The 19,164-nt window shown below is 72.8% G+C and carries 16 protein-coding genes and 1 tRNA gene; 10 read left to right on the forward strand and 7 right to left on the reverse strand.

Features of this window, described 5'->3' with window-relative positions; translation table 11 throughout:
• The first annotated feature begins 373 nt into the window (after positions 1 to 373).
• The 3 genes from PYS65_RS21535 to PYS65_RS21545 all read left to right on the forward strand — a co-directional run bounded on the left by PYS65_RS21535 (position 374) and on the right by PYS65_RS21545 (position 3,085).
• Positions 374 to 458: transfer RNA gene (locus PYS65_RS21535), tRNA-Leu, on the forward strand.
• A 298-nt stretch (positions 459 to 756) separates the two neighbouring features.
• Positions 757 to 1,986, forward strand: coding sequence for an RCC1 domain-containing protein (locus tag PYS65_RS21540; protein WP_279335565.1), 1,230 nt, complete (start codon positions 757 to 759; stop codon positions 1,984 to 1,986).
• 190 nt (positions 1,987 to 2,176) lie between these two features.
• Positions 2,177 to 3,085, forward strand: a complete 909-nt coding sequence (locus PYS65_RS21545; protein WP_279335566.1) for a Bax inhibitor-1/YccA family protein — start codon at positions 2,177 to 2,179, stop codon at positions 3,083 to 3,085.
• Positions 3,086 to 3,192: 107 nt separating this feature from the next.
• Here the strand turns inward: PYS65_RS21545 and PYS65_RS21550 are convergent, their stop codons facing one another.
• Positions 3,193 to 3,423: a DUF4287 domain-containing protein gene (locus tag PYS65_RS21550; protein ID WP_279335567.1), complete on the reverse strand. Its 231-nt coding sequence runs from the start codon at positions 3,421 to 3,423 to the stop codon at positions 3,193 to 3,195.
• Positions 3,424 to 3,523: 100 nt separating this feature from the next.
• Here PYS65_RS21550 and PYS65_RS21555 point away from each other — a divergent pair, with 100 nt between their 5' ends.
• A complete protein-coding gene (locus tag PYS65_RS21555; protein ID WP_279335568.1) occupies positions 3,524 to 3,835 on the forward strand; it encodes a hypothetical protein in 312 nt (103 codons plus the stop codon).
• A gap of 69 nt (positions 3,836 to 3,904) precedes the next feature.
• Here PYS65_RS21555 and PYS65_RS21560 read toward each other — a convergent pair whose 3' ends face one another.
• The 4 genes from PYS65_RS21560 to PYS65_RS21575 all read right to left on the reverse strand — a co-directional run bounded on the left by PYS65_RS21560 (position 3,905) and on the right by PYS65_RS21575 (position 8,768).
• The gene (locus PYS65_RS21560) at positions 3,905 to 4,750 is read right to left on the reverse strand and encodes a hypothetical protein (protein ID WP_279335569.1); all 846 of its coding nucleotides are present in this window, start codon (positions 4,748 to 4,750) and stop codon (positions 3,905 to 3,907) included.
• 336 nt (positions 4,751 to 5,086) lie between these two features.
• A complete protein-coding gene (locus PYS65_RS21565; RefSeq protein WP_279335570.1) occupies positions 5,087 to 6,307 on the reverse strand; it encodes an acetyl-CoA C-acetyltransferase in 1,221 nt (406 codons plus the stop codon).
• Between the two features lie 130 nt (positions 6,308 to 6,437).
• Positions 6,438 to 7,577, reverse strand: coding sequence for an acyltransferase family protein (locus PYS65_RS21570; protein ID WP_279335571.1), 1,140 nt, complete (start codon positions 7,575 to 7,577; stop codon positions 6,438 to 6,440).
• Positions 7,578 to 7,739: 162 nt separating this feature from the next.
• Positions 7,740 to 8,768 carry an SGNH/GDSL hydrolase family protein gene (locus PYS65_RS21575; RefSeq protein ID WP_279335572.1) on the reverse strand — a complete coding sequence of 343 codons (1,029 nt, stop codon included), beginning with the start codon at positions 8,766 to 8,768 and terminating at the stop codon, positions 7,740 to 7,742.
• 176 nt (positions 8,769 to 8,944) lie between these two features.
• Between PYS65_RS21575 and PYS65_RS21580 the strand changes: the two genes are divergently transcribed.
• Positions 8,945 to 10,333: a cystathionine beta-synthase gene (locus PYS65_RS21580; RefSeq protein WP_279335573.1), complete on the forward strand. Its 1,389-nt coding sequence runs from the start codon at positions 8,945 to 8,947 to the stop codon at positions 10,331 to 10,333.
• A gap of 417 nt (positions 10,334 to 10,750) precedes the next feature.
• Here the strand turns inward: PYS65_RS21580 and PYS65_RS21585 are convergent, their stop codons facing one another.
• Positions 10,751 to 11,179: a hypothetical protein gene (locus PYS65_RS21585; RefSeq protein ID WP_279338028.1), complete on the reverse strand. Its 429-nt coding sequence runs from the start codon at positions 11,177 to 11,179 to the stop codon at positions 10,751 to 10,753.
• Positions 11,180 to 11,428: 249 nt separating this feature from the next.
• Between PYS65_RS21585 and PYS65_RS21590 the strand changes: the two genes are divergently transcribed.
• Positions 11,429 to 12,271: a MurR/RpiR family transcriptional regulator gene (locus PYS65_RS21590; RefSeq protein ID WP_279335574.1), complete on the forward strand. Its 843-nt coding sequence runs from the start codon at positions 11,429 to 11,431 to the stop codon at positions 12,269 to 12,271.
• A gap of 142 nt (positions 12,272 to 12,413) precedes the next feature.
• On the forward strand, positions 12,414 to 12,995 hold the full coding sequence (locus PYS65_RS21595) for a hypothetical protein (protein ID WP_279335575.1): 582 nt from the start codon (positions 12,414 to 12,416) through the stop codon (positions 12,993 to 12,995).
• A gap of 37 nt (positions 12,996 to 13,032) precedes the next feature.
• On the opposite strand, the gene PYS65_RS21600 is transcribed toward PYS65_RS21595, so the two are convergent.
• Positions 13,033 to 14,523, reverse strand: coding sequence for a type III PLP-dependent enzyme domain-containing protein (locus PYS65_RS21600; protein ID WP_279335576.1), 1,491 nt, complete (start codon positions 14,521 to 14,523; stop codon positions 13,033 to 13,035).
• Between the two features lie 125 nt (positions 14,524 to 14,648).
• Here PYS65_RS21600 and hutU point away from each other — a divergent pair, with 125 nt between their 5' ends.
• From hutU to PYS65_RS21615, 3 genes are all read left to right on the forward strand, one after another.
• Positions 14,649 to 16,391, forward strand: a complete 1,743-nt coding sequence (hutU, locus tag PYS65_RS21605; RefSeq protein ID WP_279335577.1) for a urocanate hydratase — start codon at positions 14,649 to 14,651, stop codon at positions 16,389 to 16,391.
• A 119-nt stretch (positions 16,392 to 16,510) separates the two neighbouring features.
• Positions 16,511 to 17,713: an allantoate amidohydrolase gene (locus tag PYS65_RS21610; protein ID WP_279335578.1), complete on the forward strand. Its 1,203-nt coding sequence runs from the start codon at positions 16,511 to 16,513 to the stop codon at positions 17,711 to 17,713.
• Entirely contained in the window at positions 17,710 to 19,068 is a 1,359-nt protein-coding gene (locus PYS65_RS21615; protein WP_279335579.1) for a formimidoylglutamate deiminase, read from the forward strand. Before PYS65_RS21610 ends, PYS65_RS21615 begins: the two co-directional genes overlap by 4 nt.
• The last annotated feature ends 96 nt before the right edge of the window (positions 19,069 to 19,164 follow it).

The following is a 19,164-nucleotide window of genomic DNA, read 5'->3' on the forward strand; positions in this document are numbered from 1 at the left end:
GTCCATCGTTTCGCGTGTTCACCGCCGTGTAGTCAGCCGCTGCTCCGGTTGTGGGGGGCGACTCGGGGCTGACCGCCGGGGCGGCGGTCATACCTGGGGATGACGCCCGCCCCTGCCTCCGGGAGGAGACGGCCCGAGCGGTGGACATCGGCAGAACGGGTGGAGCGCCCTTGTTCGTACGGTGAAATTCCGTCATTCCGCATGCGCGGCCGGCCCTGGTCAACAAGGCTTGTGGCAAGTGCTGATGGCGCTTTCCGTGGCCTGATGCTCCCTCAGGCGCCAATAAAATAAGACAACATGGGGTCACCGCCCTGCTGTGGGGGAGAGGGGTCCCGATAGGCTCGGCGGGTGCCCGACGCGGAGCCCTTGGCCTGCCCGGATGGTGGAATGCAGACACGGCGAGCTTAAACCTCGCTGCCCCGGCGAGGGGCGTGCCGGTTCAAGTCCGGCTCCGGGCACTATCACCCCCACCGTGGCCGATCCGTGGGAATGCCGAGCCGGTGGCGCGGTGGTGGACCTGTCGCCCGGTGGGACCTGGGCCTCGTACTCGATGCCCTGGATCGTGCGCTCCAGCTTGTCGGCGTCGCGGGCGCAGACGGCTTCCAGGGTTTTCCGAGTCTCGTAGACCTCGGACCTGGGTACCGCCCACACCCTTTGTGAGTACGACGACTCATCGGAAACGGGTCAGGGGGATGTGATGATCCGGGTGTCCGGGGCGGTTCGTGCCTCGGGGGTTTCTCGACGGGGGTGGGGGCTGTGGTCGGTTCGGTGTGGCTGCGGGTGCTGGTCGCGGGGGTGGCCGTGCTCGGGCTGGCCGGGTGCAGCAAGGCGGACCGGGCGGTGATCGGGGCGCCGGGCTGTCCGGACGGGGGGTCCGCCGGGCGTCCGGACCCGGCGCGGCCGCAGACCGGTGCGGTGTGGGCGTACGGGCCGCACTCCGGTCTGCCCGACGGTGCGCGGGCCGGGGGCGCGGTGCCGGGGTGGTCGGACGTCGTCTCGGTCGCCGACAGCGGCTACACCACCGTGGCGGTGAAGGCCGACGGCACCGTCTGGGCGTACGGCACCAACATCAAGGGCTCCCTGGGGCAGGGTGCGCACGAACGCGTCTACGAGGGCGAGCCGCGCCGGGTGGCCGGGATCAGCGACGCGCGCTCCGTCCACGTCGGCGGTGAGACGTTCTTCGTCGTACGGCGGGACGGCACGGTGACGGCCTGGGGGTCGCAGAACATCCTGGTCAACGCGGGGAAGAGGGAAGGGCACCAGGGGGTGCCCACGCCCCGCACCGTCCCCGGTGCCGAGGACGTCGTCTCCATGGGGCCGGGGTCCCTCACCACGTTCGCCCTGCGGTCCGACGGGCGGGTGCTCGGGTGGGGCATCAACCTCACCGACGTCCTGGGGGACGAGGACGGCACCGGCCTGACGGAGGTCGACGGCGTCGAGGGCGTCGTCGACGTGGCCTCGGCGGGCGGCGCGGTGGTCGCGGTGAGGGGCGACGGCCGGGTCTGCGCCTGGGGGAACAACGCTCACGGACTGCTCGGCGTGGAGCCGCACGGCGGCCAGACCGGGCGTCCGGTGCTGGTGCCGGGGCTGGAGAACATCGTGCGGGTGGCGGGCGGCGAGGACCTCGCGTTCGCCCTCGACGAGGACGGTGCCGTCTGGGCCTGGGGGCGCGGGGCGAGCGGTGTCCTCGGCGACGGCGACACCTCGGAGCACTCCTCGGCGAAGCCGGTCCGGGTGCGGGGCCTTCCCGCCGTCCGGAGCATCGCGGCCTTCCAGTACACCGGCCTCGCCGTCGACACCGACGGCGGGCTCTGGGGGTGGGGCTCCGGGCTGGTGCTGGGCGACCACGGCAAGGGCCGGGCCGATGGGACGCCCGTGCGCATCACCGTTCCCGGGCCGGTCCTCGAGGTCTCCGGCCGGCATGTGATCGTCGAGGCGGCCTCCGAGGAGACCGGGGACGGTGCGGGAGCGGCCGGCCGCGGGTGATCTCCGGCCGGTTCCGGACAGGTTCCAGGTCGGTCATGGTTCGAGCCCCTGCGGTGAGGGGAATCACGCGGCCGCGTAGCGTGTTGCGCAGCATGACGAGGGAAAGATCCTTCCTAGGCAGGGGGTCTTTCCTTTGCCTACCCATTACTCTTGAGCCCAAGGCCATGCTGTGTGGCCATGGAGGAGTGCAATGAGGAGCAGAAACCCGGTCTTCTCGCGACGGGGGTTCAGCCGCGACAACGGCTACGCGGGCTTCAACACCGCGCCGCAGGCCGGGGGTCCCGCTGTCGCCACGCAGGGCAACCCGTACGCGCAGCCCACCGGTAGCCCGTACGCGCAGAACCCCTACGCGCAGAACCCGTACGGACAGCAGGATCTGCAGCACGGCGCGCCGCCGCAGGCGCCGGCCGCGACCGGCCGGATGACCATCGACGACGTCATCATGCGCACGGCGAGCACGCTCGGCCTGCTCATCGTCGCCGCGGCCCTCTCCTGGGCCCTGTTGCCCGTCGACGAGGCCAACATCAGCCGGGCCTACGGCATCGGCATCGGCGCCGCGCTGCTCGGCATGGTCCTGGCGCTCGTGCAGTCGTTCAAGCGCAAGGCCTCGCCCGCGCTGATCCTGACGTACGCCGCCGTCGAGGGTGTCTTCCTCGGCGTCATCTCCAACATCGTCGACACCCATGTCGCCAACGGTGCGGCCATGCAGGCCGTGCTCGGCACCATGGCGGTCTTCGCCGGCGTGCTGGTGGCGTACAAGGCGGGCTGGATCCGCGTCAACCGCCGTTTCTACGGCTTCGTGATGGCGGCCGCGCTCGGCTTCATCCTGCTGATGGGCGTGAACCTGCTGTTCGCGGTGTTCGGCGGCGGTGACGGCCTCGGCTTCCGCAGCGGCCCGCTCGGCATCGTCTTCGGCATCGTCGGCATCATCCTCGGTGCCTGCTTCCTCGCCCTGGACTTCAAGCAGGTCGAGGACGGCCTCGCCTACGGCGCTCCGCGCGAGGAGGCATGGTTCGCGGCCTTCGGCCTCACGCTGACGCTGGTGTGGATCTACCTCGAGTTCCTGCGGCTCATCGCGATCTTCAACAGCAGCGACTGACGCCACGCCACAGTGGTGGCACGTGCACGCGAAGGGCCCCGGGGTCTCCCCGGGGCCCTTCGCCGTGGTGCGGACGGTGGGACGTGCCGGCCAGGGGGCGCGTGTGCCTAGAGCAGTTTGCGCGCGGCCCTTCTCAGGTCGTACTCGTGGACGATCGCCTTGGCGTGGCCGTACGCCAGGTCGTACTCGTGGCGGAGCCAGCTGACCTTCTCCTCGAAGCGGAAGAGGGACGGGCCTTCTTCGACGGTGCGCAGCCAGTCGGAGATCTCACGACCGGTGCAGCGCGGGATACGGGCGAGCAGGTTGCGATGGGTCTCCTCGGAGAAGACTTGGGACATCGGCGCCTCCAGCGCAGGGGTGTGAGCCGGTCCTTCAGGTCACCGTGCCTGAGTGTTCGTCCGTTGGCAACAGCCCTGCCACGCCGCGTACGCTCACCGCGTGCTTGATACGACGCCGCTCACCCGTGCCGTGGACCATTTCGCCGACCGCCTGCGGGCCGCGCCGCAGAGCCGGCTGCAGCGGGGAGCCGCTGCCGAGGCGCTCGCTCTGGCCAGGGAGTTGGCGCGGTGGACCCAGCGTGTCGAGGAGCCGGGCACCGAGCCCCGCGAGATGCCCGACGCGGGCATGTTCGCCGCCGCCGACCAGATCTCCGTCGCCGGCCACGACCTGGCCCTCGTACTGAGGGACGAGAGGGAGGTCGAGGAGGCGGTGCGGCTCGTGGAGGAGGCGCAGAAACGCGCCGGGGTGTAGGCGACCGCGGAGGAGGCGCCCCGGGTCAGCCCTGGAGCAGCGCCGGGTCATCCCCGGGTCATCCCCGGGTCAGAGGGACGCGATGACGCGGTCCGCCAGGATGTAGACGTTCTCCTCGCCGCAGGCGAAGGTCAGGGTGTACGCGCCCGAGACGCCGGAGCCGCCGAGCAGGAACGGGGTCTCGCCCTCGCGCAGGGCCGCGGCCAGGCGCTCCGCGGTCTCGCGGTGGCCCGGTGTCATGCACAGCGTCGTGCCGTCGGCGAAGACGTAGACGTCCAGCGTGCCCAGCGGGCCGGGACGGACGTCGGTCAGCTCCACCTCGGAGGCGGCCAGCTCCTCCAGCGTGGACACGGTGCGCTCGTCGTCGGCGACGGCCGGGACCGGAACGGGAACGAAGTCCGGGTGCGAGGGGTGCCGCCGGCGGGCCGCGGCCAGCTCGGGGGAGTCCGCGGAGGTGCCGCCCTGGACGAGGTCCTTGGGATCCTTGGGGTCCCTGAAGTCCTTGGAGTCCTTGGGCGCGTACGGGTCGGCGTCGGTGCCCGGCTCGGTCACCGGCTCCAGACCGACGAAATCGGCCTGCCGCGGCAGGAACAGCTCACTGTCGGCCAGACCCAGCAGGGTCGGCGCGTCGGAGACGTCACGGGCCTCCTGGGCGGCCCAGAACGCCCGCGCCTCGGCGAGCTCCCGTTCCCGTTCCTCCGCGAGGGCCTCGGCCACGGCCACGCGTATCTCCTCGGCATGGGCCGAGCGGGCGGCGGGCAGCAGCGCGCGCAGGGCGGCGGCGTTGTTCCTGGCCAGCTCGGTGTGCAGAGCCGCGACCTGTCGGCGCAGCACCCAGATGCTGCGCAGGACAGCGACGCCCACGGCGCCGGTGGCGACCGTGGTGACCAGCAGGGCGATCGGCATGGCGCTCACTGACGTACTCCCGGTTCAAAGTCGACCCCCGACTTCCTACATCAGCTTGAAGGGCGGACTAACCATCTGTCAGTGCGTAACGTCACGAAACGGACAGAGTGTGGTTTCCGGACTGGGTGGGGACAGGGCTCTGACCTGCGAGGATCTCCTCGGCGAGGGAGATAGGTCACATCCTGGGGGAGATTGGATCACGGAACGGCCCGGAACCCCGGTGGTACGGGGGTTCCGGGCCGTCGTCTCACCGACCGTGCCGCTCCGGCTACTGTGCGGCTCGCTGCGGCGGTCGGCCGAGGAAGCCGGTCGAGGGGGTCGAGGCGGTCGGCCGGGTCGGGCCGATCAGCTGAGGCGCTCGATGACCATGGCCATGCCCTGGCCGCCGCCGACGCACATCGTCTCCAGGCCGAACTGCTTGTCGTGGAACTGCAGGGAGTTGATGAGCGTGGCGGTGATGCGGGCGCCGGTCATGCCGAAGGGGTGGCCGACGGCGATGGCGCCGCCGTTGACGTTCAGCTTCTCCAGCGGGATGCCGAGCTCGCGGTAGGAGGGGATCACCTGGGCGGCGAACGCCTCGTTGATCTCGGCCAGGTCGATGTCGTCGATGGTGAGTCCGGCGCGGGACAGGGCCTGCTTGCTCGCCTCGACCGGGCCGAGGCCCATGATCTCGGGGGAGAGGCCGGAGACGCCGGTGGAGACGATCCGGGCGAGCGGGGTCAGACCGAGCTCACGGGCCTTGGTGTCACTCATGATGACGAGGGCGGCGGCACCGTCGTTGAGCGGGCAGCAGTTGCCGGCGGTGACCAGGCCGTCGGGGCGGAAGACGGGCTTGAGGCCGGAGACGCCCTCCAGGGTGACCCCGGCGCGCGGGCCGTCGTCCTTGGCGACGACGGTGCCGTCGGGCAGCGTCACCGGGGTGATCTCGCGCTCCCAGAAGCCGTTCTTGATGGCCTCCTCGGCGAGGTTCTGCGAGCGGACGCCGAACTCGTCCATGTCCTGGCGGGTGACGCCCTTGGCGCGCGCCAGGTTCTCGGCGGTCTGGCCCATCGCGATGTAGGCGTCCGGGACGAGACCGTCCTCGCGCGGGTCGTGCCAGGTGGTGCCCTCCTGCTCCGCGACGGCGGCGGTACGGGCCTCGGCCTCGGCGAAGAACGGGTTGCGGGTGTCGGGAAGGCTGTCGGAGTTGCCCTTGGTGAACCGGGAGACCGTCTCGACGCCGGCCGAGATGAAGACGTCGCCCTCCCCGGCCTTGATGGCGTGCAGCGCCATGCGGGAGGTCTGCAGGGACGACGAGCAGTAACGGGTGACGGTGCAGCCGGGGAGGTGGTCCATCCCCATCTGCACGGCGACGATGCGGCCGAGGTTGTTGCCCTGCTCGCCGCCGGGCAGGCCGCAGCCGAGCATCAGGTCGTCGATGTCCCTCGGGTCCAGCTCGGGGACCTTGGCGAGGGCGGCCTGGATGATCGAGGCAGTCAGGTCGTCCGGGCGTACGTCCTTCAGGGAGCCCTTGAAGGCACGGCCGATGGGGGAGCGGGCGGCTGAGACGATCACGGCTTCGGGCATCACGGCTCCTGAGGGGAGGGGCGGCGCGTAGCGCCTCGTTGGGGGGTGGTCGGACGGCGGAAGGACGTACCGGATGGTCGGACGGGGCTGCTTGGGAAGTTACCCGGACGTAAGCCGTCGGTCACGGCCATCAGCGTGTGATCCGGACCTCTTCTCTAAGCGCCTGCTTAGGGTGTATGGCGGCCGGGGCGGACGGGGGCGTCGCCGCGGGCGCCGGGGAGGCCGCCGGGGGTGCCGCGGCGGGGGCCGGGGCCAGCAGCCGGCCCACCGGCGGCCGGGTCAGCGGCCGGACGAGCCTGCGGACGAACGGCGAGGCGAGGACCATCGTCAGCAGGACTCCGAAGGCGACGAGCGCGACCAGCTCCAGCGGGGTGTCCGCCCGGGCGATCAGGCCCTTCTCCCGCAGCGGCAGGATGACCAGTGGGTGCAGCAGGTAGACGGTGAACCCGCCCGCCCCGAGCGCGGAGACCAGTGGCACCCGCCGCCTGGGCATCAGCCGCAGCATGCAGAGCACCAGTGCCGCCGCCGAGGCCAGTACGGCCAGTCGGATCAGCCAGGCGCCCTCCAGGCCGAGCGGGGTGTCGGCCCGGTAGGCGTGGCGCATGGAGAGCCAGTACCCCGGGATGTCCCGGTGCCACAGCGCCGCCGCAGTGAGCGAGCCGAGGACTCCGGCCACGGCGACCGGCAGGCTCCACCGGCTCTCGAACCACTCCCGGAGCATGCCCTGGCCCAGCCGCCAGCCGAAGTAGAACAGCGGCAGGTACACCAGCGTCCGGCTGGCCGAGAACTGGAGCCCGAACTCCTCCACGTACCCGAGCCCGAGCGCCACGGCCGTGGTGACCAGCAGCGGATGGCGCAGCTGGACCACCAGCGGCAGCAGCAGCCGCCAGCAGAACAGCGACATCAGGAACCACAGCGTCCACGGCAGCTGGGCGATGTGCAGATCCAGGGGACCGCCGAGCGCCTTCGTCTCCAGCGAGAACAGCAGGCTGAAGATCAGGGCGGGCAGCACGATGCTGCCCAGCAGGGTGCGCAGGTGGCGTGGGCCGAGCGGCCCCGCACTGCTGAAGACACCCGCCAGCACGACGAAGGCCGGGACCCGGAAGGCCCAGGCCGCGACATGGAAGGCGTGCAGCGAGTCGTGCCGGTCCATGATGCTGCCCACGGTGTGCAGGACCACGATCAGTGTGGCGGACACGAACCGGGCGTTGTCCCACCAGGGGGTACGGGTCCGGCTCTGGCCGGTGGATTCCGGAAGCGGCTTTTCCATCGCGGGGGCGTGCTCCTGACAGCAGTGTGGCAGTGGAGACACACCCTCGCGAAGGGTGAGGGTGATTCGGTTACGTACCGCCTCTCGAACAGTGAACTGTGCGTGTAGGAAAGGTGGCCCGTGTACAGGGAGGGCGGGGAGGACGGGGGCCGGGACTCCGCCTCACACGCCGGACGGGCTGGCGGGGGACGGTTCCGTCTCGCCGACCCGGCGCCTGCGCCTGCGCTTGAGCAGGGCCCAGGGGCCCCGGTAGCCGGCCGGCGTCACCGCCGCGACCTCCGTGCCCGCCTCGGACGCGGCCTCCGCCGCGGCTCGGGCGACCGGCAGGAAACCCTCGCGGCGGGAGGCGTCGGGGCGCTCCTGGTCCGCCGGCCACAGGCCGAGGGCCGCGCAGGCCGTCGGGAGGACCGCCATCGCCGCGGTGGCGTACCCCTCCGCGGAGGGGTGGTAGTTGTCGGGGCCGAAGAGCTCGCGGGGGTTCGCCGCGAACTCGGGACCCAGCAGATCGCCCAGTGACACCGTGCGCCCGCCCTGTTCGACCGTGCCGATCGTCTGGGCCGCCGCCAGCTGCCGGGAGGCCCGCCGGGCCAGCCAGCGCAGGGGCTGCCACACCGGCTCGATCGTGCCCAGGTCCGGACAGGTGCCGACGACGACCTCCGCTCCGGCCGTCCGCAGCCGGCGTACCGCCGAGGCCAGGTGGCGGACGGAGAGGGCGGGTGACAGACGGTGCGTGACGTCGTTCGCCCCGACCATGATCACGCAGATGTCGGGCGCCCGGGCCGGATCGGCCAGGGCCCGGCTCACCTGCCGGTCCAGGTCGTCGGAGCGGGCTCCGGGCACCGCCACCGTGCTCAGCCCCACGGGCCGTTCCGCGATCGCCGCGACACCCGACGCCAGCAGTGCGCCCGGGGTCTGCCCGGCCCGGTGCACCCCCTGGCCGGCGGCCGTGGAGTCGCCCAGCATCGTCAGCCGCAGCGCCGGTTCGCCGGGCACCGTGTAGGCGGCGCCGTACAGACCGTCCGCGTTCGGTACGTGAGGAGTCACGCCGTTGCCCACCCGCCACCGCGCCAGCCGGGCCTCGGCCAGCAGCAGCCCGACGGCGGCCGCACCGGCCAGCCCGACGCCCCCGCCGCCGTACGCCGCGCCCGCCGCGATCCGCCGGGCCGATCTCGCCCTCGACATGCGTGTCATGCCTCGCCGCCACCTCCTCGAAGCCGTACACCCAGTGCTTGCCCCGTACGGACCGTGTTCCAATCTCGACGGTGGGTGAACGACCCGGCCGGGTCGTGGCGGACAGTGATCCGGGAGCAGGCTCTAGGCTGGCAGCACCACGACAACCACACCTTTTGCAGTATCCGGAGACAACGGTGCGATTCCACGACTCGATGATCAGCCTCGTCGGCGACACCCCGCTCGTGAGGCTCAACAACGTCACCAAGGGCATCGGGGCGACCGTCCTGGCCAAGGTGGAGTACTTCAACCCCGGCGGATCGGTGAAGGACCGCATCGCCCTGCGCATGATCGAGGCGGCGGAGAAGAGCGGAGAGCTGCAGCCGGGCGGCACCATCGTCGAGCCGACCAGCGGCAACACCGGGGTCGGTCTTGCCATCGTGGCTCAGCAGAAGGGCTACAAGTGCATCTTCGTCTGCCCCGACAAGGTCTCCCTGGACAAGATCAACGTGCTGCGGGCGTACGGGGCGGAGGTGGTCGTCTGCCCGACCGCCGTCGACCCCGAGCACCCCGACTCCTACTACAACGTCTCCGACCGGCTGGTCCGTGAGACGCCGGGAGCCTGGAAGCCGGACCAGTACTCCAACCCCCACAACCCGCTCAGCCACTACGAGTCCACCGGACCGGAGCTGTGGGAGCAGACCGAGGGGAAGATCACCCACTTCGTGGCCGGAGTCGGCACCGGCGGCACCATCTCCGGGACCGGGCGCTACCTGAAGGAGGCCAGCGAAGGCCGCGTCAAGGTCATCGGCGCCGACCCCGAGGGCTCCGTCTACTCGGGCGGCTCCGGGCGGCCGTACCTGGTGGAGGGCGTGGGTGAGGACTTCTGGCCCACCGCCTACGACCGGACCGTCGCGGACGAGATCGTCCCCGTGTCCGACAAGGACTCCTTCCAGATGACCCGGCGCCTCGCCAAGGAGGAGGGCCTGCTCGTCGGCGGATCGTGCGGCATGGCCGTCGTGGCGGCGCTGCGGGTGGCCGAGCGGCTCAGCGAGGACGACGTCGTGGTGGTGCTGCTCCCGGACAGCGGGCGCGGTTACCTCAGCAAGATCTTCAACGACGAGTGGATGGCCGACTACGGCTTCCTCGAGGACGCCGGCCCGAGCGCCCGCGTCGGCGCCGTCCTCGACCACAAGGAGCACGGTCATATCCCGTCCCTCGTGCACATGCACCCCGACGAGACGGTCGGACAGGCCATCGAGGTGCTGCGCGAGTACGGCGTCTCGCAGATGCCGGTCGTCAAGCCGGGCGCCGGCCACCCGGACGTGATGGCCGCCGAGGTCGTCGGCTCGGTGGTGGAACGGGAGCTGCTGGACGCGCTGTTCAGCAAGCACGCCTCGCTCGAGGACCCGCTGGAGAAGCACATGTCCGCCCCGCTGCCGCAGGTCGGCTCCGGTGAGCCCGTCGCGGACCTGATGGCCGTGCTGGGCGAGGCGGACGCGGCGATCGTCCTGGTCGAGGGCAAGCCGACCGGTGTGATCAGCCGCCAGGACCTGCTGTCCTTCCTCGCCAAGGGCGGGAACTGACGGCCGGGAACTGACGGCCGGCCGGTGGCGGCCTTCGGCGAAGCGCCGGCGAAGCACCGGTGAACCGGCCGTGCACGCCGTGGAGCGCCGGTGAACCGGCCGTGCACGCCGTGGAGCGCCGGGGAGCAGAGCCGTACGCGGTCTCCGCACGTGATCTTCGTGGACTTCGCGGAAGCGGTACGCGGGCGTCATGTGCGCGCAGCACGCGCTTAACACCGGTCCGGCAGAGTGAGGGGTGTCGGCGTCGAGGACCTCCGGAGCGGCTCCCGGACCTCCACGGACGCCAGGACGCGCGGCCTGGCCGGCCCGCGTCCCCGCGCGGGGACCACCGTCGTCCCGCCCCCCGGTGACGGGGGTGCGGTGGTCCCCGCGTCCAGTCCTTCCGCGGTCGTCCCCGGCGGCGGTCCGTCCGTCTGCTCAGTCCTCCCAGGCGTCGTCCGGCTCCTGCCGCCGGCGGTGGCCGCCGAACAGGCCGGGGTTGACGCGTGCGGCCTGGACGACGTTCACGCCGACGATGCCCAGCCAGGCGACCACCAGACCGGACAGGTGGCCCACGCCCCCGCCGATCGCGGACAGCGGCACCGCCAGGACCAGGGAGACGATCCCGAAGCCGAAGCGCTCGCCCCAGCTGTCCGTGGCCTTCGGTGCCCGGGAGTCCCGGGCCACCGTCATCTGCTGTTCGGCGAGCTGCCGGCGCACCCGGCGCTCCACCGCGCCGTCGATGCGCTGGTCGACCTTCTCCAGGAACGAGTCGACCAGCGCGGACTCGTACTCGTCGCCCAGTTCCCTGCGGGCCTGCAAGGTGGCGTTGAGTTCCTTCTTCAGCTCGGCGTCCCGCGCGTCCATTCCGCTCATGCGATCACGGTAGGCAGGCCGACGGCCCATGGCACTGGGGGTAGCCCCCGTTGCCGGCGGGGGGTCCGCAGGGGCCCGGCGCCCGCTTCGTGGCCCGTTCCCGGTCGTGTTCGCCCTCCGTTCGCCTGTATAACGGCATACAGGAATCGCGGTGTGTGAATAGGCGGAGGAACCGGCCGAGTAACAGACCGAGGGAAGACCGAGGGAAGACCGAGGGACAGGTCGAGGGGGAGCCACGTCATGAGCGTCACCGAGGGCCCGGGCGCGCGCCTGCAGGCGCTCTTCGAGGGGCACCGGCTGACGCCCACGCAGCGGCGCATCGCGCACAGCATGGTGCGGCGCGCCGCCGACGTCCCGTTCCTGTCCAGCGTGGAACTGGCCGAACTGGCCGGGGTCAGCCAGCCCTCCGTGACCCGGTTCGCCGTCGCCCTGGGCTTCGACGGCTACCCCGCGCTGCGGCGGCATCTGCGCGAGGTCGCGCCCACCGGGACCACGCCGGAGACCGGCCCGTACAACGAGTACCAGCAGGCCGTCGAGGCCGAGATCGAGAACCTGCGGCACCTCGCGGAGGTGCTGGCCGATCCGGAGCCCGTGCGGCGGGCGGGACGGATCCTCGCGGACAGCAGGCCGCTGCCCGTGCTCGGGCTGCGCGCGGCGGCGGCGCAGGCCCACGGCTTCGCCTACTTCGCCGCCAAGGTCCACCCCGACGTGCGGCTGCTCAACGAGGGCGGCAGCATGCTGCACGACCGCATCGACGCCGCTGCCGGGGCCGGTGCCGGAGCCCTGCTGTGCTTCGCGCTGCCCCGGCACCCCCGCGAGGTCGTCGACGCCCTCACACACGCCAGGGAGACGGGGCTGACCGTCGTCACCGTCGCCGACTCCGCCTTCGCGCCGGTCGCCAAGGTCTCCGACCTGCTGCTGCCCGCCGCCGTCGGCACCGGGCTCGCCTTCGACACGGCGTGCGCGCCGATGCTGCTGGGCCGGGTGCTGCTGGAGGCGATGTGCGACGACCTGCCCGACGCGCAGGCCCGGCTGGAGGAGTTCGACACGAAGGCGGCGGCCCGCGGCCTGTTCGTGGACTGACGGCGGGGGCGAGGCGGGCAGGACGGGGGAGGAAGGGGGAGAGCAGGGGGCGGTGTCTCAGACTTCTCTCACGTCGGTTCACTACCCTGCGTCCCGGGACCCTACGGACGCTCCACTGACGTGGGACGGGAGGCTGGACGTGATGCGCGGAGGACAGGGGCTGGCCCGGGTGGCCGTCGTCGTACGGGCGGGGGCCGCCCCGCTGTGGTGGCTGGGCGTGTTCGCGGCGGGCATCGGGGTGCTGGTGCCGGGGCTGACCGGCCGCCGGATCGGTGTGCTGGCGGGGGCCGCGCTGTTCCTCGTGGCCATGGCCGTGGTGGCGTCCACGCGGCGGGGGCGGTACCGCGCGCTGGCCCGGCCGGCGGTCCGGGCGGGCAAGCACGACGCTCTCCAGGACCGTGCGGTCAGCGTGCGCAACTGGCGTCGCGGCCACCGCTGGTGGCTGCTGCTCGCCTTCCTCGCCGCTCTGGGCGGCTCGTTCGCGCTGCCCGCGGCGGGCGGTCTGCTGCTCGCCGGGTGCGGGGCCGGCCTGTGGTGGAAGGCGTCCTGGATCGGTCGCCTGGAGGAGGCCGACCAGAGTCTGCTGTGGGTCCGCGTCGACTGGCTGGGCGCGGGCGCGGGCAGCCCGGCCGGCAAGGCGGTCAAGGCGTACCGCACCACCGGTATCGCGGCGGGCGACGCGACCCCGGGCGGGGCCCGCCGCCGCGCCTCGGCCCTGTCCTGACCCGGGCCGGGGGCCGGGCGGTCGAGGGGCCGGACGGTCAGGAGATCAGGGCGTCCGCGTGGGCACCGCCCGATTCGGCCACGATCTCCTCGAGGCTCTGGGCCGGGCGCACGAGTGCGAACGTGACCCGGCCGGGACCGTCGGCGGTGAAGCCGTGGACGGCCGGGCGGGGGAGCGAGTTGTACGCGTAGTGGTGGGCGAAGAAGTACGCGCCCGTGTCCAGGGCCGCCGCGTAGTCGCCCTGCTCCAGCAGGGGCAGCGCCTGTCCCCGGGCGAGCAGGTCGCCCGCGAAGCAGGCCGGCCCCGCCACGTCCTGCACCACCGCGGGGCCCTCCTTCGGCGACCCCTCGGCGTCGTACGCGGCGATCCTGAGCGGCCACGCGGTCGGCGCGTACACCGTCCGGGTCGCCACCTGCACGCCCGCGTGCGTCACCGCGACCGGACGTCCGCCGGCGCTCTTGGCGTACTCCACCCGGGCGACGACCGTGCCGTGCTTGGCCAGCAGTGACCGCCCGAACTCGGTGACCAGCCCGTACCGCCCGTCGAACAGTCCGGGCACGGTCTCCTTCAGCAGCCGCGCGTACCGCGCGTACGTCGGGCTGGTCGCGTCGGAGGCGAAGTCCACCGGCAGGCCGCCGCCGATGTCGACGGTGTCGATCTGCCGCCGCCCCGCACGCCGGTTGATCTCCTCCGCCAGCGCGTACGCCTCCGCCACACCCCTCGCCATCAGGGGCAGCGCGATGCCCTGGGAACCGGTGTGCGCGTGCAGCCGGGTCAGCCACGGCCGGTCCAGGCAGGCCCGCACGACCCACTCCCGCGCTCCCTCGTCGCGCAGCGCCACCCCGAACTTCGAGGTCGCCGTGGCGGTGGACAGCGCCTCGATGGCGCCACCCCCGACCTGCGGGTTCACCCGGAGGCCGAAGGAGGAGCGGGAGGGGGTGAGACCGGCCGGCCGCGCCGGGGCGTCGGCCAGCAGGGCGTCGATGCGCGCCAGCTCCTGCGGGTTGTCCGCGTTGACGGCGATGCCCAGCGACAGTGCCTCCCGCAGCTCGGCCGGTGTCTTGGCGGGCGAGTCCAGCACCGTCCGCTCCGGGGGCACCCCCGCCGCCCGCGCCAGTGCCAGCTCGCCGGGGCTCGCCACCTCCGCCCCGATGCCCTCCGTGTGCAGCAGCCGCAGCACCGGCACCAGCGGGGTCGCCTTCACGGCGAAGGCGTGCAGCACGGGTGTGCCGGGCGGTGTCACCGCCGCGAAGGCCGCCCGCAGCTCGGCCGCCGACTCCCGGATGCCGGTGACGTCGAGCAGGGCCACCAGGGGGCGGCCGGGGCCGAGCAGCCCCTGTTCCACCGCGGCCCGCACCGCCGCCTCCCGCCGGGCCGCCCGCCCGGCTCCCGCCCCGGTTCCGCCGTCCGGGCCGCCCTCGTCGCCCGGCCCGCCCTCGTCATGAGCCACCGCTTCCCTCGCCTCCTCGGCGTGCGCGGTCTTCTCGGTCTCCTCGGCGTGCTCGGCCTTCTCCATGCCAGTGCCCATATGCCCAGCCAAACACCGCCCGGCGGCCCGCGCCGACACCCCGGCCGTATTGACTAGCTCTATTCAGGCTGCGAATGTGTGAATATCTGCAGTAAGGGCGGGAGCACGTCACCAGGAGGCGGACCATGTCAGGACCCCGAGTCGTCCGAGCACCGCGCGGCACCGGACTGAGTACCCCGGGCTGGCCCCAGGAAGCCGCTCTGCGCATGCTGCAGAACAACCTCGACCCGGAGGTCGCCGAACACCCCGACCGGCTCGTCGTCTACGGCGGCACCGGGAAGGCGGCCCGCGACTGGCGCTCCTTCGACGCCATGGTCCGCACCCTCAGGACCCTGAAGCAGGACGAGACGATGCTCGTCCAGTCCGGCCGTCCCGTCGGCGTCATGCAGACCCACGAATGGGCCCCGCGCGTCCTCATCGCCAACTCGAACCTCGTCGGCGACTGGGCCAACTGGGAGGAGTTCCGCCGCCTGGAGGCCCTCGGTCTGACCATGTACGGGCAGATGACCGCCGGCTCCTGGATCTACATCGGCACCCAGGGCATCCTCCAGGGCACCTACGAGACGTTCGCCGCGGTCGCCGCCAAGAAGTTCGGCGGCACCCTCGCCGGGACCATCACCCTGACCGCCGGCCTCGGCGGCATGGGCGGCGCCCAGCCGCTCGCCGTCACCATGAACGACGGCGTCGCGATCTGCGTCGACTGCGACCCCCGGGCCATCGACCGCCGCATCGCGCACCGGTACCTGGACGTGCGGGCCGACTCCCTCGACCACGCCCTGCGGCTGGCCACCGAGGCCCGCGACGCCCGCCGGCCGCTCTCCATCGGCCTCCTCGGCAACGCCGCCGAGGTGCTCCCGCAGCTCCTCGCCCTGGGCGCCCCCGTCGACATCGTCACCGACCAGACCTCCGCCCACGACCCGCTGGCCTACCTGCCCGCCGGGATCGCCTTCGAGGACATGGCCGACGCCGCCGCCAAGGACCCGGCCGGCTTCACCGCCCGCGCCCGCCGGTCCATGGCCCGGCACGTCGAGGCGATGGTCGGCTTCATGGACGCCGGGGCCGAGGTCTTCGACTACGGCAACTCCATCCGGGGCGAGGCCGAACTCGCCGGATACGACCGGGCCTTCGCCTTCCCCGGCTTCGTCCCCGCCTACATCCGCCCGCTGTTCTGCGAGGGCAGGGGCCCCTTCCGCTGGGCCGCCCTGTCCGGCGACCCCGCCGACATCGCGAAGACCGACCGGGCCGTCCTCGAACTGTTCCCTGAGAACGAGTCCCTGGCCCGCTGGATCCGGCTGGCCGGTGAACGCGTCCACTTCCAGGGCCTGCCCGCGCGCATCTGCTGGCTCGGGTACGGCGAGCGGGACAAGGCCGGCGAGCGGTTCAACGAGATGGTCGCGAGCGGCGAGCTGTACGCCCCCGTGGTCATCGGCCGCGACCACCTCGACTGCGGCTCCGTCGCCTCCCCGTACCGCGAGACCGAGGCCATGCTCGACGGGTCCGACGCGATCGCCGACTGGCCCCTGCTCAACGCCATGGTGAACGTGGCGTCCGGGGCCTCCTGGGTCTCCGTCCACCACGGCGGCGGCGTCGGCATGGGCCGCTCCCTGCACGCCGGCCAGGTGACGGTCGCCGACGGCACCCGCCTGGCCGGCGAGAAGATCCGGCGCGTGCTGACCAACGACCCAGGGATGGGCGTCATCCGGCACGTGGACGCCGGGTACGACATCGCGGACTCGGTAGCGTCGGAACGAGGGGTGCGCGTGCCGATGCGCGAGGGTCACGAAGGCCGCGAGGGCCGCGAGAACCGCGAAGGCCGTGAGGGCCGTGAGGGCCGCGAAGGCTGTGAGAACGGGAGCGAGGGCGCGTGACCCACGACGAGAGCGGGACCCACGGCACCCCACCGACCTCACCGGCCCCAGCACCGAGCCCATCGGCCCCAGCGACGAGCCCGCCGACCTCACCGGCCCCACCCCCCACCTTCCAGGCGATGTGGCGCGATCTGCTCCCCCTCGGCCGTCACCCCGGCACCGGCGGCTACCGGCGGTACGCCTGGACCGGCGCCGACGCCGAATGCCGGGCCTGGTTCGCCACCCAGGCCGAACTGCGGGGGCTGCGCCACGAAGTGGACCGGAACGGGAACCAGTGGGCCTGGCTGGGCGACCCCGCCGACGGGGACGCCGTCGTCACCGGGTCCCACCTGGACTCCGTGCCGGACGGCGGTGCCTTCGACGGGCCCCTCGGAGTCGTCTCCGCCTTCGCCGCCCTCGACGAACTGCGCCGGAGAGGAACGTCGTTCAGCCGTCCCCTCGGCATCGTCAACTTCGGCGACGAGGAGGGCGCCCGCTTCGGGCTCGCCTGCGTCGGCTCGCGGCTCACCGCCGGCCGGCTCACCCGCGCGCAGGCGCACCGTCTCACCGACGGCGACGGGACCCCCCTGCCCCGGGCGATGGAGGCCGCCGGCCACGACCCCGACGCCATCGGCCCCGACCCCGGACGGCTCGCCCGCATCGGCGCCTTCGTCGAACTGCATGTCGAACAGGGCCGGGCCCTCGACCTGTCCGGCGACCGGGTCGGCATCGCCAGTGCCATCTGGCCGCACGGCCGCTGGCGGTTCGACTTCCGTGGCGAGGCCAACCACGCCGGCACCACCCGCCTCGCCGACCGCCGCGACCCCATGCTGCCGTACGCCGAGACCGTCCTCGCCGCCCGCCGCGAGGCCGAACTCGCCGGTGCCGTCGCCACCTTCGGCAAGATCGCCGTGGAACCGAACGGCGTCAACGCCATCCCCTCCCTGGTGCGCGGCTGGCTCGACTCCCGCGCCGTCGACCAGCCGGGCCTGGACGCCGTGGTCGCCGCGGTGGAGAAGGCGGCCCGCGAGCACGCCGCCGCCCACGGCGTGGAGCTGGACGTGGTCCGCGAGTCCCGCACACCCGTCGTCGAGTTCGACCACGCCCTGCGTGACGAACTCGCCCGCATCCTGGGCCGCGACCGCACGGCGCCCGTCCCCGTCCTCGGTACCGGTGCCGGACACGACGCCGGAATCCTCTCCGGAAGCATCCCGACCGCCATGCTGTTCGTGCGCAACCCCACAGGCGTCTCGCACTCCCCGGCCGAGCACGCCGACGAGGACGACTGCGTGGCCGGGGTGCTCGCCCTCGCCGACGTACTGGAAGGACTGACCGGCACGTGACCACCGCACGGACGTACTGGCTGGAGCACGCCTGGCTCGGCACCCCACGAGCCGGGGGGATCTCCATCGAGCCGGGTGTCGCCGTCGAGGTCGCGGACGGGCGCATCACCGCCGTCCGCCCGGAGACGCCCGCCCCGCCGCACGGCGCCGAGGCGCTGCGCGGCCTGACGCTCCCCGGCCTGGCCAACGCCCACAGCCATGCCTTCCACCGCGCGCTGCGCGGCACCGTCCAGGTGGGCTCCGGGACTTTCTGGACCTGGCGCGAGGTCATGTACTCGGTCGCCGACCGGCTCACCCCCGAGAACTACCACCGGCTCGCCCGCGCCGTGTACGCCGAGATGGCCCTCGCCGGCATCACCGCCGTCGGCGAGTTCCACTACGTCCACCACGCGCCCGGCGGCACCCGCTACGCCGACCCCAACGTCATGGGCGAGGCCCTCATCGCGGCCGCCGCCGAGGCCGGCATCCGCATCACCCTCCTCGACGCCGCCTATCTGTCCGCCGGCTTCGGCGAACCGCCGGGCACCCACCAGCTCCGCTTCTCCGACGGCACCGCGGAGGCCTGGGCCGCACGCTGTTCACTTCTCAAGGAACGGGATCACGCGCGGATCGGTGCCGCCGTCCACTCCGTACGGGCCGTGCCCGCCCGCCAGTTGGCGACCGTGGCACGCTGGGCCGAGGAGCGGCGGGCCCCGCTGCATGTGCACCTGTCGGAGCAGACCGCCGAGAACGAGGCCTGCCTGGAGGCGCACGGCCGTACCCCGGCCCGCCTCCTCGCCGACCACGGCGTGCTCGGACCGCGCACCACCGGCATCCACAACACACACCTCACCGACCAGGACATGACGCTGATCGGCGGCAGCGGCACCGGCACCTGCATGTGCCCCACCACCGAACGCGACCTCGCCGACGGCATCGGCCCCGCCGCCTCCCTCCAGCGCCGGGGCTCCCCGCTCTCCCTCGGCTCGGACAGCCACGCCGTCATCGACCTGCTGGAGGAGGCGCGCGCCCTGGAGCTCGACGAGCGCCTGCGCACCCGCACCCGCGGCCACTGGACGGCGAACGCCCTGCTGCGGGCGGCCACCGCCGACGGCCACGCCGCACTCGGCTGGGAGCGGGCGGGCACCATCGAGCCCGGAGCGCTCGCCGACCTGACCACCCTCACGCTGGAGTCGGTCAGAACCGCAGGGCCACCGCCCCGACTCGGCGCCGAGACGGCCGTATTCGCCGCGACGGCGGCCGACGTACGGCACACGATCGTGGCCGGACGGCACGTCGTACGCGACGGGGCGCACACCCTCGTCCCCGATGTGCCGCACGCCCTCGCGCAGGCGATCGCGGCACTGAGCGACTGACCAACGGGCGCCTGAACATCGGCCACCTGACCATCGAGAGCCCGGACAACGAGCGTCTGAGCACGCCTCCCGGCCCCGCCCCCGCCGCCACCCACG

The organism is Streptomyces cathayae, assembly GCF_029760955.1.
GTDB classification, from domain to species: domain Bacteria; phylum Actinomycetota; class Actinomycetes; order Streptomycetales; family Streptomycetaceae; genus Streptomyces; species Streptomyces cathayae.

Excerpts from the sequence above, each read along its gene's own strand:
- PYS65_RS21545 (WP_279335566.1), top strand. The coding sequence starts at position 2,177 with ATGAGGAGCAGAAACCCGGTCTTCTCGCGACGGGGGTTCAGCCGCGAC.
- PYS65_RS21550 (WP_279335567.1), bottom strand. The coding sequence starts at position 3,423 with ATGTCCCAAGTCTTCTCCGAGGAGACCCATCGCAACCTGCTCGCCCGT.
- PYS65_RS21565 (WP_279335570.1), bottom strand. The coding sequence starts at position 6,307 with ATGCCCGAAGCCGTGATCGTCTCAGCCGCCCGCTCCCCCATCGGCCGT.
- PYS65_RS21570 (WP_279335571.1), bottom strand. The coding sequence starts at position 7,577 with ATGGAAAAGCCGCTTCCGGAATCCACCGGCCAGAGCCGGACCCGTACC.
- PYS65_RS21575 (WP_279335572.1), bottom strand. The coding sequence starts at position 8,768 with ATGACACGCATGTCGAGGGCGAGATCGGCCCGGCGGATCGCGGCGGGC.
- PYS65_RS21585 (WP_279338028.1), bottom strand. The coding sequence starts at position 11,179 with ATGGACGCGCGGGACGCCGAGCTGAAGAAGGAACTCAACGCCACCTTG.
- PYS65_RS21590 (WP_279335574.1), top strand. The coding sequence starts at position 11,429 with ATGAGCGTCACCGAGGGCCCGGGCGCGCGCCTGCAGGCGCTCTTCGAG.
- PYS65_RS21595 (WP_279335575.1), top strand. The coding sequence starts at position 12,414 with ATGCGCGGAGGACAGGGGCTGGCCCGGGTGGCCGTCGTCGTACGGGCG.
- PYS65_RS21600 (WP_279335576.1), bottom strand. The coding sequence starts at position 14,523 with ATGGGCACTGGCATGGAGAAGGCCGAGCACGCCGAGGAGACCGAGAAG.
- hutU (WP_279335577.1), top strand. The coding sequence starts at position 14,649 with ATGTCAGGACCCCGAGTCGTCCGAGCACCGCGCGGCACCGGACTGAGT.
- PYS65_RS21610 (WP_279335578.1), top strand. The coding sequence starts at position 16,511 with ATGTGGCGCGATCTGCTCCCCCTCGGCCGTCACCCCGGCACCGGCGGC.